Source organism: Streptomyces sp. NPDC005899, from assembly GCF_040629645.1.
Taxonomy (GTDB): Bacteria; Actinomycetota; Actinomycetes; order Streptomycetales; family Streptomycetaceae; genus Streptomyces.
This window is the reverse complement of record NZ_JBEXWB010000140.1, coordinates 1-15297: the sequence shown is the minus strand read 5'-3', so window position 1 is coordinate 15297 and position 15297 is coordinate 1. Positions and strand designations below refer to the sequence as shown.

Here is a 15297-nt window from a genome sequence, read left to right as displayed (position 1 = left end):
CCGCCCCGCTCTCAGGCCTCCCGCCGCCTCCACTGGAGGGCCAGCACCACCAGCCCGACACCCAGCCAGCACAGGCCCACCAGCTGGGCGCTCGTCGTCGCCTCCCAGATCACCGCGATGAGCACCACCGCGCCCACCACGGGCATCAGCACATGCCGCCACCAGATCGGCGGCCCCTCCATCCGGCGTACGGCGAACCACCCCACCACCGAGGCGTGCAGCAGCACGAACGCGGTGAGCGCCCCGATGTCGACCACCGACACCAGGTGGTCGAGCCCGTCGTCGCGCCGGGCCGCCCACACCGCTGCCACCAGCGTCACGACCGCCGCGCACATGATCGCCACGCGCGGCACCCCCGACGCGCCGTCGATCCGGGACAGGAACGAGGGAAGCCGCCGCTCGCGCGCCATCGCGAACACCAGCCGCCCCGCCGCCGCCTGTCCGGCCAGCGCGGCGAACGCGGCGCCGATGGCCTTGCTCACGGCCACCAGGTCGTGCAGCCAGGTCCCGACCGAGGCGTCGACCGCGTCGTAGAAGGCCGACCCCTGCTTCACCGGGTCGGCCGCCAGCTCCGCGGAGGACACGGGCTCCAGCAGCGCCGCCAGGTACGACTGGACGACGAACAGCGCGCCGGCCAGCACCAGGCAGAACAGCACCGCGCGCGCCACCTTCGCCGATCCCCCCGTGACCTCCTCCGCGAACGAGGCGATCGCGTCGAACCCCAGGTAGGACAGCACCGCGACGGACACCGCCCCCATGACCGCCGTCATCGAGAAGCCGGAGTCACCGGTGAGCGGGGTCAGCCAGCCGCGCTGCGCCCCGTCCCGTACGAGCACCACCACGGCCGACACCACGAAGACCAGCAGCACCGCGATCTCCATGGCGAGCACCGCGAAACCCACCCGGGCCGCCGCCCGGACGCCCCACAGGTTGAGCAGGGTCGTCACGGCCACGGCGATCGCCGTCCAGACCCACCGCGACACCCCCGGCACCAGCGCGTTCATCGCGATCCCGGAGAAGAGGTAGGCGACGGCGGGGATCAGGAGGTAGTCGAGCATCGCCATCCACCCGGCGACGAACCCCGGCCCCTCCCCGAGCCCCTTGCGGGCGTAGGCGAAGACCGAGCCGGCCAACGGGGCGACGTGGACCATCTGGGCGTAACTGAAAGCGGTGAACGCCATGACCGCCGTCGCCACCAGGTACACGAGCGCGACGGCGCCGTCCGACTTCGCGTCCAGGGTGCCGAAGACGCCCACCGGGGCCATCGGGGCGATGAACAGCAGTCCGTAGACCACCAGGTCCCGGAAACCGAGCGTGCGCCGCAGTCTCTCCCGGTTCGCGCTGCTGCCGGTCATGAACCCTCCGTCGCTCGCCTGCCCCGCCACACAGGGCTCCAGTCTCCCGACCCCGCCGATCCGGCGCCTGTTCGGTACGGCCTTACGATGGGACGCATGACTGCTTCGCCTGCCCGCCGAGTCCTGCTCGCCGCACCCCGTGGCTACTGCGCCGGCGTGGACCGTGCCGTGATCGCCGTCGAGAAGGCCCTGGAGCAGTACGGGGCCCCGATCTACGTCCGCCACGAGATCGTGCACAACAAATACGTCGTGCAGACGCTGGAGAAGAAGGGCGCCGTCTTCGTCGACGTCACCGCGGAGGTGCCCGAGGGCTCCATCGTGATGTTCTCCGCGCACGGTGTGGCGCCGAGCGTCCACGCCGAGGCCGCCGAGCGCCGGCTGGCCACGATCGACGCGACCTGCCCGCTGGTCACCAAGGTCCACAAGGAAGCCGTCCGCTTCGCCAAGGAGGACTACGACATCCTCCTGATCGGCCACGAGGGCCACGAGGAGGTCATCGGGACGAGCGGCGAGGCCCCCGACCACATCACGCTGGTGGACGGCCCCGAGGATGTCGCCGACGTCTCCGTGCGCGACGAGTCCAAGGTGGTCTGGCTCTCGCAGACCACCCTCTCCGTCGACGAGACGATGGAGACGGTGGACGCCCTCAAGGAGAAGTTCCCGCAGCTGCTCTCCCCTCCGAGCGACGACATCTGCTACGCCACGCAGAACCGCCAGATCGCGGTGAAGAAGCTCGCGGAGGACGCCGAGCTGGTCATCGTCGTCGGCTCGAAGAACTCCTCCAACTCCATCCGCATGGTCGAGGTCGCCCTGGACGCGGGCGCGCCCGCCGCACACCTGGTGGACTTCGCCGACGAGATCGACGAGGCGTGGCTGGACGGCGTCACCACGGTCGGCCTCACCTCCGGCGCCTCGGTGCCCGACGTCCTGGTCGACGGTGTCCTGGAGTGGCTCGCCGCGCGGGGTTACGGGGACGTGGAGACGGTGAAGACGGCGGACGAGTCGATCACCTTCTCGCTGCCCAAGGAGCTCCGCCGGGACCTGCGGGCCGAGGCGGCCGCGCTCTCGGCCGAGTAGGAGCGGCGGTCGGACGGGCCGGGCGGATCGGGTGGGCCGGGCGGGACACGCGGGCCCGACTGGCGGTAACGGGCCCCGCCGGGCCCGCGTGTCACGCCCCGGGGAGTGACACGCGACACCTCCCCGTACCGTGGTGTCCATGGAGATCTTCGGTGTGGACATCGGCGGGTCAGGGATCAAGGGTGCGCCCGTGGACCTGGCCCGCGGAGAGCTGGCGCAGGAGCGCCACAAGGTACTGACGCCTCATCCGGCCACGCCCGACGGGGTGGCCGACGGCGTCGCGGAGGTCGTCGGCCATTTCGGCTGGCAGGGCCCCATCGGCATCACGTTCCCCGGTGTCGTCACCGGCGGCACCACGCGTACCGCGGCCAACGTCGACAAGGCGTGGATCGACCTGGACGCACGGAAGCTGCTCAGTGACCGGGTCGGGCAGCCCGTCACGCTCCTCAACGACGCCGACGCGGCCGGCGTGGCCGAGATGACCTTCGGCGCGGGCCGGGACCGCAAGGGCACCGTGATCGTGCTGACCCTCGGCACGGGAATCGGCAGCGCCGTCTTCACCGACGGACAGCTCGTCCCCAACACGGAGCTGGGCCACCTGGAGCTGCACGGGCACGACGCGGAGAAGCGGGCCTCCACAAAGGCCAAGGAGGACGAGGACCTGAGCTGGCAGCACTGGGCCCACCGGGTGCAGAAGTACCTCGTGCACGTCGAGATGCTGTTCTCGCCCGCGCTCTTCATCATCGGCGGGGGAGTGAGCCGCAAGGCGGACAAGTTCCTGCCGCTGATCGAGAAGGTGCGGGCCGAGATGGTCCCGGCACAACTCCAGAACAACGCCGGAATCGTGGGCGCCGCCATGGCCGCGGCGCCCCGTCCCCTCCGGCCGTAGAGAACCTCAGGTACGGGGGCGGCGGGCACCCTGGGCGGTGCGCGCCAGGTGCCGCTGCCGCTCCCGCATCTGCCGGATCTTGCGCACGGTGGCGATGACCCCCGCGACGAGCGTGCCCCCGTAGAGCCAGCCGGCGTGGACGGCCAGTGCGGTGACGACCGCCATCGCCTGCCCGCCGAAGCCCCCCGTGCCCCCGGCGACGGGGATCACCCCGACGGCGAAGGCGATGGGCACGCCGATCGGCGCGGTCACCAGGTCGGCGGGCCGCACCCAGAGGGCGGTCAACGCGCTGACGGGCAGGAACAGCAGACCGAACACGAACTCCGAGCCACCGAGGAGCAGGCGGTCCAGGCAGGCCAGCAGGAACATCGTCGCGGCCGCGAAGAGACCCGCGCCGATACCGGTCAGCCGGGGGTTGGGGAATCTGCGCAGAGCGAGCACCACAGGCGCGACCGCGCGGCCTCTGGGCCGCCGGCCCGGCGTCCGTCCCGGCCCCGAGGCCGGATACGCCCCCGGTGTGGCCGAGGCGGCAGGGGCCACCGTCACCGTCGCCGGGAAGCCGGCCTCGGCCTCGCCGGGGCCGCCCGACGGGGACAGCGGGGCCTGCGGGGGCTGCCTGCGCTGCGGGCTACGTGTCCTGTGCTGCTCCACCTGGACAACCTAGGTCGCGAAGCGGCCCCTTTCGGGCGTTGGACACGCGCTTTGGCCGACCTTGGCCCTGCGTTCGATGCCACACGGCCGAAAGGGGGTGTCCGTTTCCTCCCCGGTCCGGCGCCGGGACGGGGTGTCCGTTCCCGGTCGGGAGTCGGGACGGGGTGTTCCTCCCGGTCCGGTGCGGGGACGGGCGGTTCCTCCCGGTGCGGGGACGGGCGGTTCCTCCCCGGTCCGGTGCCGAGAGTGGCGGTTCCTCCCCGGTCCGGCACCTGGAGCCGCCCGGGTGCTGGTCGCGGGGCCCGCCAGGGGCCCTCCTTCCGGGACCCGCCCCCGGACCGGCCCCGCCTCACCGCCCGTGACAGGCCGCACGGCACCGCCCGTAAACTGGAGAATCGGTCCACTCCCGGCCCGCCCGCACAGCCCCGCTCCTCACTTCAGGAAGTCGCCAACGTGTCGCTCACGATCGGAATCGTCGGCCTGCCGAATGTCGGCAAGTCGACCCTGTTCAACGCCCTGACCAAGAACGACGTGCTGGCGGCCAACTACCCGTTCGCCACCATCGAGCCGAACGTCGGCGTCGTGGGCGTCCCCGACCCCCGCCTCGACAAGCTCGCCGAGATCTTCGGCTCCCAGAAGCTGCTTCCCGCCACCGTCGACTTCGTCGACATCGCGGGCATCGTGCGCGGCGCGAGCGAGGGTGAGGGCCTGGGCAACAAGTTCCTCGCGAACATCCGCGAGTCGGACGCCATCTGCCAGGTGATCCGCGCCTTCAAGGACGAGAACGTCGTCCACGTCGACGGCAAGGTCTCGCCGAAGGACGACATCGAGACGATCAACACCGAGCTGATCCTGGCCGACCTCCAGTCCGTCGAGAAGGCCGTCCCGCGCCTGACGAAGGAGTCCCGCCTCCAGAAGGACAAGGTCGCGGTCCTCGCCGCCGTCGAGGAGGCCCAGAAGATCCTCGAGGCGGGCGACACCCTCTTCTCCAAGGGGATCACCGCCGGCACGGAGAAGGGCCGCCTCCTCCACGAGCTGCACCTGCTCACGACCAAGCCGTTCCTCTACGTGTTCAACGTCGACGAGGACGAACTGGTCGACGAGGACTTCAAGAACGAGCAGCGCGCGCTGGTCGCCCCGGCCGAAGCCATCTTCCTCAACGCCAAGATCGAGTCCGAGCTGATCGAGCTCGACGACGACGAAGCCCTCGAGCTCCTCCAGTCGATGGGCCAGGAGGAGCCGGGCCTCGCCACCCTCGGCCGCGTCGGCTTCGACACCCTGGGCCTGCAGACCTACCTGACGGCAGGCCCGAAGGAGACGCGCGCCTGGACGATCAAGAAGGGCGCCACGGCACCCGAGGCGGCCGGTGTCATCCACACCGACTTCCAGAAGGGCTTCATCAAGGCCGAGATCATCTCCTACGAGGACCTGATCGAAACCGGATCCGTCGCCGAAGCCCGCGCCAAGGGCAAGGCGCGCATGGAGGGCAAGGACTACGTCATGCAGGACGGCGACGTGGTGGAGTTCCGCTTCAACGTGTGATCGCGCACTCAGAAGGGCCTGACCTGCGAGGATGCAGGTCAGGCCCTTCTGCTGTCCGCAACAGTCCGCAGAAGCGGGAGCAGCTACGTGTCGTAGAGCGTGGAGCGGTGTCCGACGTGTACGACCCACACCACCAGCTCCCCGTTGTCGATCGTGTAGACGACACGGTAGTCGCCGACCCGTAGGCGGCGGCGCTCAGGCTGGGATACGAGGGCGGTGGTGTTGAAGCCGAAGGGGTCGCTTTCGAGCTGTGTCAGTTTGGCCAGGATACGAAGCGCCATGTCGCGCGGGATCTTGCGCAGCTCGGCCTGGGCCTCGGGCCGGAACACCGTGCGACAGTCACTCACTGCGGGCCAGCGTCTCCCTCATCACGTCCTCGATCGGGACACCGGCGGCCGGGCTCGCCATGCGCTCGTCGATGATGCGGTTGATCTCGCGCTCTTCCCACTCCTGGTACTTGCGCAGCACCTCGATCGAGACCACTGCGGCGACCTGCTTGCCACGACGGGTGATGACCGTGGGCACGTCGTCGCGGTCGGCCCGCTCGACGACTTCTGCCAGGTGGGAGCGTACGTCGCGGATGGACTCTATGGGTAGCGACTGAGTCATACTTCAAAGGTACCAAGTGTGCCATGTGTACACAACCGTGCAGGTCCGGGTCGGCGCTCAAGGTCAGCGGTCCACATCGACTGGTGGCGCCCGCGCCGTCAGCGGCTGGTGGACGAGTTTGCCGCCGTGCCGGGTCGTGCGGTGCTGGTGGCGCGGATCGAGGCGGCGGGGGGAGGGCGCAACGTGCAGGCTGCGTCCGTCACGATCATTTGTGAGCCTCAGATCAAACCGACCATCGCACACCAGGCGGTGGCGCTGACCCATCGCATGGGGCAGGTGCGTTCGGTCCGGGCCCACCATCCGCTCGTCCACCCATGGGTGGACGAGCGGATGGTGGGGACTGAAGAACATGACCCGCCTGTTCGACGCGTACGCACGTCGCTGGGTCGATGCCCGACGCGGTCGGCGTTTCGGGCACGGCGATGCCCGCCAGATCGTCCAGGAGGAACAGGCGGAGGTGAGAAGACCGCCGATGGCGATGAAGGACTACTCGGACGAGTTCGAGGCCGATGCCGTGGCTCTGCACGAGTCCACACCCGGGGTGACTGCAGAAGTATTGCCGCTGACCTGGGCATCAACAGGAACGCCCTGCGGAGCTGGGTGCTGCGGGGCCACGAACGCCGTGGTCTCACTGCCAAGGCTGCAGATCCAGCGGCTCAGCCCCGGGGGTCGGCGATGCCATCCACTGCCGGACGAGCGGGTCCGGTAGCTGGAGGCCCGGGTGGCCACTTCAGAGCCGGGTGGCAGGATCGATCGCTCTCAGCACGTGACCGCCCGTATGCCCTTCCCTGCAGGCCCAGACAGAAATGCCACGGAAATAGCCCACATGCAAACCTGTTCGGTGATTTTCGCAAACAGGCCAGACGATGCTGTAATGACTCATAACAAATTCCTGAACCCCTTCTGCCATGGTACCCAAGATTTCTTCCCAATCTGGCGTCGAGACTTCTGCGGATTTGATCCTGACGACGCCGACCGGCCCGATGTCCGGGTCGCGCACATAGTCGATGTAGCAGTATTCCTCCCCCGTTGCCTTCTTCCCGGTCTCCTCTTCTACTGACTTTTCGATGACTAGGAAAGCCGCCCTGGCCATCGAGAAGGTTCGCGAGGTCCACAGTTCACAAAAGGCCTCCTCCGAAATCTCGCCGACTTCTCCGTACAGCTCGGACATCCACTCCAGAACTTCTTCCGGCAGATCGTCTCCCTGTCGCCATGCTGCTCGGAGCATCCTGTCTCGCCAGTCTGCAAAGTCTTCCATCCTCCGACACCTTTCAAAGGGAGTGACCCGATCGCATCGAGTCTCAGAAAATGTTGCGCCGCCAGGGGAAGGAGCGATTCTCGCATCCTTCCCCCAGCGGCGTGCTCAAGAGACGTCTCGGATCACTCCGCGAAGTCTCAGGTGAAAAGACCGTACACGTTCAGCGTCGGGTTTTTCACGCATACTTTCTGCACGGTGAATTTTCCGCTGAATTCGACGTTGTCCGTCCAGTCGAACCAGAAGGTCATCCCCATGGCCCGGTACTTCCCGCGATCCGACTCCGGTCTGCCTCTCCCGTTCGGGACGCCCCAGGAGCCATGGAAGGTGTAGGTGCCCGACTCCAGGTGGCCGTAGCTCTGATTTTTTGCGGCGTTGTACAGCGGAAGGACGATGCTGTACACGAACTTCAACGATCCGTGCTTCTTCCAGATCGCCTTCAGTTTCACGTACCACGACAGACTGCACTTCGACTTCGATGAGTTGCAGTTCCGGCTGATTCCGAGGGTGTAATTCTTTGTCGACTTCGTCTGGTTGCGGTATTTCAGCTCGCCACTGGTGTCCGACTGACCGATCGGGTCGGCGGGGTAGACGTAGGTGCTGGTGTTGCCCCCGTACACCGGATCGGTCTGGAGAAAGCGGCCGGTGGCGGGATCGTACATTCGGACACCCATGAGGGTGTAACCGGCGAGGCCGTCCGTGGCGCGCTGGTAGGCGCCCAGGGATCCGTACTTCGCTGCGGCAGCGGTGGGATCGAGCGGATTGCCGTACTCGTCATAGCGCTGGACGGTGGCGGTGGCGGTCTCCACGTCCATCCGGACGGAGATGTCGCCGTGCAGGTTGGCCAGTTGGAGGACCACATCGCCGGTGGAACCGGTGGTGACGGCGAGGCCGCCGGTGAGATCCGAGACGTGGCGGCTGACCGCGGAAGTCGAGCCGGCGGTCGTGACCGTCCAGGAGGGAGTGTCGCAGCCACAGCTGTAGTGGTTCACCGTGGTGCTCTTGGTTGACCACGTCGTGCCGCTGTCGCTCGTGGTCGCGGTGGTCGACGAGGCGAGGCGACCGGCGGCGTCCAGCCCCCAGGTGGTGCGAGTGTCTCCCGCGGTCTCGCTGGCGACCAGGTCATTGGCGTAGTAGGCCAGGGTGTTGCCGTTCAGTTCGGTGGTGCGACCGAAGGCGTCGTACGTGTGGCCCTCAGCGGTGAGGCGGTTCGCTGTGTCGTACTGGTACGCCTTGGTGGAGGTGGTGGCGGTACCGTCCGCCCCGGCAAGGGTGGTGGTCAGCGAGGTGCGGTTGTCATCGGCGTCGAAGGCGTAGGCGCGCGAGGTCGTCGTGGTGCCGTCGTCGTCGTCGGCCAGGGCCAGACGCCCGGGGGCGTCGTACTTGTAGGCGGTGGACAGGGTCCCGCCATCGGTCTGGGTGTGACCGGCCTGCTTGCCGTGGATGGTGTACGTCGCGGAATCGGAGAGCACGGTGGTGCCTTCGGAGTCCGTGTAGGTCACAGAAGTCTGGCTGCCGGCTGTGTCGAACGTCCTGGCCAGGTTGTAACCACCGGGAAGGGACTCACCCGTGAGTGCGCCGTCGGCATCATAGGAGACGGCCTTGGACGTCCCCGCGACCGAGTCGGTGACCGACAGCGCCTGGCCGGTTGTGTCGTCGTAGGTGTAGGACGTGGTGGAGGGCGCCGAGTCGGACGCCGTCACCGGGCGGTCGAGGATGTCATAGGCGTAGGAGGTGGTGTTACCCACTCCGTCGCTGTAGGAGACCGTCCGGCCCAAGGCGTCGTACTCCGTGGTGGAGGTCTGTCCATTGGCGGTGGTGCTGGCGACTTGCCCAGTGGACTCGTCGTAAGTGATCGCGGTGGCCGGGGTACTTGTTCCGGCACCGCCGGTAACGGTCGTCTTGAGTGGACGCCCTGTCGGGTCGGCCGTGGTGGTGGTTGTGCGGGTCACCCCGTTGGCGGTCTCGGCCTCGGTGACGACCTGGCCCCACCGACCGTAGGTGTAGACGGTGGTGACGGCCTGATCCGGGCTGGTCCCCCCGCCGGTGATGGTGGCGGCCGGAGTCGTCTTGCAGAGCAGGCCGTCCCACTCGACCGAGGCGCAGGTTCCAGTGGTGTCCGCGTCGTAGTAGGTGTACTTCAGCGTGCCCGCATCCGAGCCGGTCGATCCGGGAGTGCGGGTGGTCGCCACCCGGCCCGCGTCGTCGTAGACGGTGACCGTGGTGGAGGACGCACCACCGCCGGTGGCGGCCAACACCGCGCCCGTGGACCAGTCGTAGGTCGTGGTCGTGGTCTCGGCATCGGCATCGGTGGCGTAGCCGGCGATGACCGCACCCGTGGTGGAGGAGGTGACCTGGTCGGAGACCGCCGCGTCGGCGGGGGCACCCTGATCGTAGGTGTAGGAGGTGTGGGCGCGCGCCTGGACGACCGTACCGGCGGCCAAGGTGGACTCACTGGTGGAGCCGGTTAGCTTCTCGGCCAAGGTGATCTGGTGCAGCGGACCGTACTCGTCCGTCAGGCGGTTGCCGTCGGCGGAGTACTCCACCACGGTTCCCAGCTGCTGTGCTCGTTCAGCGGTGGACAGATCGGTCAGGCCGAGGGCAGCCAGTTCTGCCTCCGCGTCGGGGGAGGTGCCCAGGGCGAGCGCCCGGTTGGCGGCGGTCAAGCTGGCAACCTCATTGCCGAGCAGGTCGTACTCGCTGGTGGTGATCGCACCACCGGGACTCACGCTGTTGCTCTCCGCTCCGTTCGCGTTGAGGTAGCTGATCGTGGCCCGACCGTAGTCCCCGGCCTTCAGGGCGCTTCCTGTGTTGGAGGCCGGAACACTGGTGGCGGGGAAGATCGCGGTGGCATCGGTCGGAGCCTCGTCCTGGGCCCACGTCGCGACGGTGTCCGCGTCCATCGGATACGGAGCCGAAGCACCGGAAAGTGGCACGTCATAGACCACGGTGGTGGTCGCTTTGCCGGATACGGTGGACTTGGTGCCCTTGGCCAAAGCCGGGCGGGAGACCGACATGAGCATGCCCGCGCCGGCGGTCAGCGCTGATCCCGCCTTGCCGTAGGTGAATGTCCAGGGCAGCTCACCGGGGCTGGTGAGAGTGATGACCCTGCCGTCGGCGTCGTAGCCGTAGTCCGTTTTCAGCGCAGGGCTGGTGCGGGGGTCCCATACCTGGCGGAGGATGCCGGACGCCGCATACGCGTAGGAGGCGACGGTCTCAGCAGTGGAGGTAGCGGCGCCTGGAGTGGTGGCCCACAGCTTGATCGCTTTGACCTGGCCCGTGTAGTCACCGAGTGTCGAGCCGGTGGCGGTGGTTGTGGAAGCGTAGACGTACTCCAGGATCCGGCAACCCTTGGTAGCGGGATCCGCTTGGCAGGTGGACGCCTTGACCGCACCGGTCGGGGAGATCACGTACCGGGGACGGGCGAGGGTCTTGCCGCCGGCGGTCACCGTCTCGGAGACGGTGGTGACTGTGGTGTCGTCGACCGCTGTGGCAGAGGAGGACAGCGTCCAGGTCAGCGCCGCGCTCGCCGCCCGGGTGAACACCGTGGTGTTGGCCTCGGTGTCGGTGAGCGTGAACTTCGAGCCGCTGAGCGTGCCGGTGAGCGTCTTGCCCTCGGCCCCGGTCTGCGGAGCCCAGCTGCCGTCCGATCTGAGGGTGAAGGCAACAGCACTTCCGTCGGCGCTGAGCAGTTCCACCGAGGTGTCGGAGGTCTTACGTATCTGGGTGAAATCGCTTGCTTCGCTGGTGACGGACGATGTCCAGCCAGGGCCGAAGATGTCGGCCTGCCCTTCGGTGTCCGTGTTGTTGGCGCGGGAAGAGTACGTCCGGCCTACGCTCGCGTCGAAGGCCGAGGCGTCGGCGCCCGTCAGCGTGAAGTCGCCTGTGAGCTCGTTGACCTCTCCAGGCCCGACAGTCGTGGTGAGCGCGGTGCCCGCGTCACGGTCCAGCGTGGCTTCGACCGTCTGGGTGTAACCGGTAGTGGTGCCGTCCGTGAATGCGGCGCGCAATTCGATCACGCCGTCCTCGGCCAGTGTGGAGACCGTGTTCCACACGAGCTTGGGGGCTTCTCCATTGGTGACCTTGACCGGCCAGCCGGTGACCGTGTCGCCGGATACGGTGACGTCGGCGACCGGCACGGTGTGCCAACCATCGGACTCACCGCGGCGGTACTGCCAGGTCACCCCGGTGTAGGAGGCTTTGCCCTTGGCGGACAGGGGAAGGCGGCGAGCGGTGGCATCCCCGTCGGACGGAGCTGTGACGGCTGATCCGTCGGCACCGACTCCGAAGCTGTAGGCGGTGGGGTCTCCTGGCGAGATGTTGCCGCCGGAGTCGACGGTCTTGGCGTAGAGCGTGTGCCAGCCGTTGTCAGGGGTGATGCTCACGGTCAGGGCGTCACCACCGGAACCATTGGTGGTGTCCAGCTTCTTGGTGGGCACCGCCTTGTTGTCCAGGCCCCAGAAGTATCCGGCTCCGTCCGTCGATTCCGTGTTCAGCGTGCAGTTCACCGCTGCATCGGACTTGGCCGACCAGCTGTTCACGGGGTACTTCTCACAGCTGATGGCGGGTGCGACAGGCTTGCCGGTGTTCAGCTGGAACGTGGTGTACCCCGACCAGGACCCGTAGTCCGTACCGTCATGCGCCCGCGCACGGACCCGCAGGGCGGCACCGGCGGGAAAGTCCTTGTCCCCGGGTACCGTCAGAGTCGCGGTTGAACCGGAGGTCACGGCCGCCGAGGATCCGGTGTACGTGTACGTGGTGTTCGCTGCTGCCGGGTCGGGCGTGACCTCGAACTCGGCCTTGGTCTTGGACCCGTCCGGGTCCGTGACCTTCGCACTCAGCGTGGGATTCAAGGACGTGACGTACCGCTTGCCGTTGTAGGCATTGACCTGCGCCGGTGCGATCGCGTTGGAGGCCGGTACGGCCGGGTAGGAGTTGTACGTGACGGTGAGATGAGGTTCGCTGGAGCCGTCACCCGAGACGTAGTTCGCCGAGCGGAACCGCCGCCAGGTGGTGGAATCCGTCTCACTCGTGCCCGCGACGCGAAGGCCGTAGTTGGCCGCACCGCCCGCCCAGGACTGCACGATGGCGTCGACGTCGAAGTTGACCGTGCCGGCGGGGCAGGACGAGTTCCATCCAAGAGCGGCCTTGTTCGTCACCGCCCCGGTTGTCGTGGTGGCCGGCTGCGCCGCCCAGGTGATTGCGGAGGACGACCAGTCAGCGGTGACCTGGCGCACCTGCGTGCCGGCCCCCGTGGTGGCGCAGGTGGAGGAGTAGTCCGAGTACAGGGCCAGGTTGGTGTCGGTGATGTGCTTGCCCTTGAACGCAGTCACATCGAACTTGAGGTACGAGCGGGCTTTGGTCGTGCCCGCGTCGTAGGTGCCCGACTTCAGCTCCGTGGAGGAGACCTGCGAGTCGTTGTAGTTGGTCGCCACCCAGGTGTCTGTGGACGCCGCGAGGGTCGAGGTGGGATCCACAGTGACGGGGTACGTCAGGTCCTTCTCGAAGTACTCGGGGCCCGGGGACAGCACCAGGGTCTGCGAGCCGTCCTCGGCCGTCTCGACGGTGGTCTTCACCTCGGCGAGGTGCTTCGACTCGCCCGAGCGCTCGCCCTTGGAGGAGTCCCACATCATGGGAGCCGGGGCCTCGGCCGCGAGCTTCCCGTCGCTGTCCTTCAGGAGCAGCCGGCCCGAACTGGCCTTCGACAGTTTCAGGCCCTTGGCCTCGATCGGAATCCTGTAACTCAGCGGACCCGCGGGTGCCTTGCTCAGCAGGACGTTCTGGGCGAACCCCTGCGACAGAGCGGTGACGGTCAGTATCTGGCCGTCGCCTATGTCGTACCGGGCGGTGTCGTCCTTCACCGTCGGGGTCGGGAGCTTCTCGTCCCAGCCCATCGCGAACGACTTCTCGCCGTCGGAAACCGACGCCAGCCGGGTGTCACCACCGTCGGAGACCAAGATGTCGGCAGCCGCCGCATCCGGTTCCAGCGCGGCGCCGGTGTCCGAGAGCGACGTGTCGATGTCCTGCCACTGGCCGGAGTCGTTCTTCTGCCGGACCGGTCCCGCATAGCCGGTGGTCTGCAACTCACCACTGGGCAACGCGTACGTGGTGGCCGTCTCTGTACGCTCCGAGATCGCCTCGATCTTTCGCCCCTGGGCGCGCGCCATCAGCAAGGCGGCAGCCACGGAGTCCGCCGACGTCGCGGCCGCCCTGCCATCCTTCGAGCCGGCGGACACCAACTGCTCAGCACCTGGTGCCGCAAAGGAGGTCCCCGCTCCGAGTGAGACGAGGGCGGACTCAGCCGCGAGGACAGCAACAACCCCGAGGGCTATGCGTCTCAGCATCGCCGGTGGCGATGCTGCCCCTCCCAGGCGGACTGTGCCGCCCCTGAACTTCTTCATCACGTTCCTTACGCAGATGTGGAGTGATCGTGATGCTCGCACGTGCACTGAGTGAAGAAGTCGCAGGAGGGTAGGAGCCCTTGTCTGTCATGGTGCTTCACGAGCGGCGGCATATCGAATTTCTACAGATTTGGCATCTTGCATACCATTACCAATAGGGATGTAGCGGTCCCCGTGATGTGTGAAGACTTCCCTGAGCGGGCGTCACCAATATGTGATCATCGAGAGTCCCCCGCAGTCGGAAAGTTGCACCGGAGACGCACCCATCCCGGGCGGGCGTGGTGGCAGTGGGGGAAGTCGAGCAGGTGGCCGCCGATTGCCCCTCTCGACGCCGTCTTGGGCCCTCCAGGGCCGGGTGACGGGCGGGTCGATCTCCCCCTCTGGGCCGTGCGTGAGTGGGACTGCACGTTCACCGTAAGGGGTGGTTCGGTCAATTTGTCCTTTCTTGTCTGGAGGAGAGGGAGCACGTTTCGGGTGCTGGGTGAATCAGGGAGGACTGCGCTCGGCGGACGGTGGCTGCAGTGGTGAGGTCCCTGAGCGGAGCACGCTTCGAGCAGGACGGTCGCTGACGCGGATGGCCGTGGGCTGGTGCGCCGCAGGGAGAGCGATACAGCGCCCTGCCTCGCTCTCGGCACGAGCGGAGGAGGCGTGGGTGGCCAGCGGGTTCCAGAAGTGCAAGCGGGATGTCCGGGAACCGAGCTGTCCCTGCGAACGTCCACGGTGCGGCCACAGGTGGACGGTGCGATATCGGGAGCCGGGCGGCAGGCGGGGCCGGCAACGGGAGAAGTCGTTCTCTCGGAGGGTGGGCCTGGACGGTGCGGACGCCTTCGTCGTGCACGTCGAGAACGACAAGAAGTCGGGCGCCTTCCTTGCCCCGCCAGGGGGGACGTGCGCTTGCAGGTCTGGGCACCGGACCGGGTCGAGCGACGAGCTATCGGCGACACGACTCGTAGCAACTACGAGGACTTCTTTCGTAACCACTTTGTGCCGCGCCCGGGGCATAGGACCACGGCCAGTCCGGCGCGCCGCGACTTCGAACAGTTTGCCAAGAGCCTGCACGGATCGGGTGCGGGCCTGGCGGCTTCCACGGTCAACGATCGCATGCTCGTGGTGGCCGCCAGGCTGGAGGTGGCTGTAGTCGACAAACAGATCCCGGACAACCCCGCACGAGGAGTCCGGATATCCCGGAGCAAGGCCAGCAGTAGCGGATGAAGATGAAATCCCGACGCCGACGGAGGTCGACCTCATTGCGGCACATATAGCGCCGCAATACCGGCTCGCCGTCTATTTACAGGCGGGCACCGGCCGGCGTCCGAGCGAGGCCCTGGCCTTCTCCACCGAAGGTCGAGGTCCCGATTCGTCAGGATCCGTTGACAGGTCAGCGCCATGGCCCACCGTGCGGACTGTCGCACGGTGGCGGTCGGCTCGTCGAGTCCGTAGACGTGGACGACGGGTCGGAACCGAGCACCAGGGACCACCGCGCCCGATGGGCAGCAGGGCCCCGGTGCGCAGCAGGGC

The 15297-nt window shown here is 67.6% G+C and carries 9 protein-coding genes and 1 pseudogene; 4 read left to right on the top strand and 6 right to left on the bottom strand.

Annotated elements, in window-relative coordinates; translation table 11 throughout:
• Positions 1–11 precede the first annotated feature (11 nt).
• Complete coding sequence (locus ABZ371_RS17400; RefSeq protein ID WP_358679908.1) at positions 12–1355, bottom strand: APC family permease; 1344 nt, start codon at positions 1353–1355, stop codon at positions 12–14.
• A gap of 87 nt (positions 1356–1442) precedes the next feature.
• On the opposite strand from ABZ371_RS17400, the gene ABZ371_RS17395 reads away from it, so the two are divergent.
• Entirely contained in the window at positions 1443–2432 is a 990-nt protein-coding gene (locus ABZ371_RS17395; RefSeq protein ID WP_358679906.1) for a 4-hydroxy-3-methylbut-2-enyl diphosphate reductase, read from the top strand.
• A gap of 139 nt (positions 2433–2571) precedes the next feature.
• Positions 2572–3321 (top strand): polyphosphate--glucose phosphotransferase, encoded by a 750-nt coding sequence (gene ppgK, locus ABZ371_RS17390; protein WP_358679903.1) that lies wholly within the window; start codon positions 2572–2574, stop codon positions 3319–3321.
• Between the two features lie 6 nt (positions 3322–3327).
• Here the strand turns inward: ppgK and ABZ371_RS17385 are convergent, their stop codons facing one another.
• Positions 3328–3972 carry a DUF6542 domain-containing protein gene (locus ABZ371_RS17385; RefSeq protein WP_358679900.1) on the bottom strand — a complete coding sequence of 215 codons (645 nt, stop codon included), beginning with the start codon at positions 3970–3972 and terminating at the stop codon, positions 3328–3330.
• A 453-nt stretch (positions 3973–4425) separates the two neighbouring features.
• Here ABZ371_RS17385 and ychF point away from each other — a divergent pair, with 453 nt between their 5' ends.
• Positions 4426–5514 carry a redox-regulated ATPase YchF gene (gene ychF / locus ABZ371_RS17380; RefSeq protein ID WP_358679897.1) on the top strand — a complete coding sequence of 363 codons (1089 nt, stop codon included), beginning with the start codon at positions 4426–4428 and terminating at the stop codon, positions 5512–5514.
• Positions 5515–5597: 83 nt separating this feature from the next.
• On the opposite strand, the gene ABZ371_RS17375 is transcribed toward ychF, so the two are convergent.
• Both ABZ371_RS17375 and ABZ371_RS17370 read right to left on the bottom strand, forming a co-directional pair.
• Positions 5598–5861 (bottom strand): type II toxin-antitoxin system RelE/ParE family toxin, encoded by a 264-nt coding sequence (locus tag ABZ371_RS17375; RefSeq protein ID WP_358679894.1) that lies wholly within the window; start codon positions 5859–5861, stop codon positions 5598–5600.
• On the bottom strand, positions 5854–6123 hold the full coding sequence (locus ABZ371_RS17370) for a type II toxin-antitoxin system Phd/YefM family antitoxin (RefSeq protein ID WP_358679891.1): 270 nt from the start codon (positions 6121–6123) through the stop codon (positions 5854–5856). The genes ABZ371_RS17375 and ABZ371_RS17370 overlap by 8 nt, the downstream gene beginning before the upstream one ends.
• A gap of 93 nt (positions 6124–6216) precedes the next feature.
• Here ABZ371_RS17370 and ABZ371_RS17365 point away from each other — a divergent pair.
• Positions 6217–6832 (top strand): annotated as a pseudogene (locus tag ABZ371_RS17365) (hypothetical protein); the annotation flags it as partial.
• Between the two features lie 21 nt (positions 6833–6853).
• Here the strand turns inward: ABZ371_RS17365 and ABZ371_RS17360 are convergent.
• Entirely contained in the window at positions 6854–7381 is a 528-nt protein-coding gene (locus tag ABZ371_RS17360) for a hypothetical protein (protein ID WP_358679888.1), read from the bottom strand.
• Positions 7382–7518: 137 nt separating this feature from the next.
• Positions 7519–13563, bottom strand: a complete 6045-nt coding sequence (locus tag ABZ371_RS17355) for a DNRLRE domain-containing protein (protein ID WP_358679886.1) — start codon at positions 13561–13563, stop codon at positions 7519–7521.
• Positions 13564–15297 lie beyond the last annotated feature (1734 nt).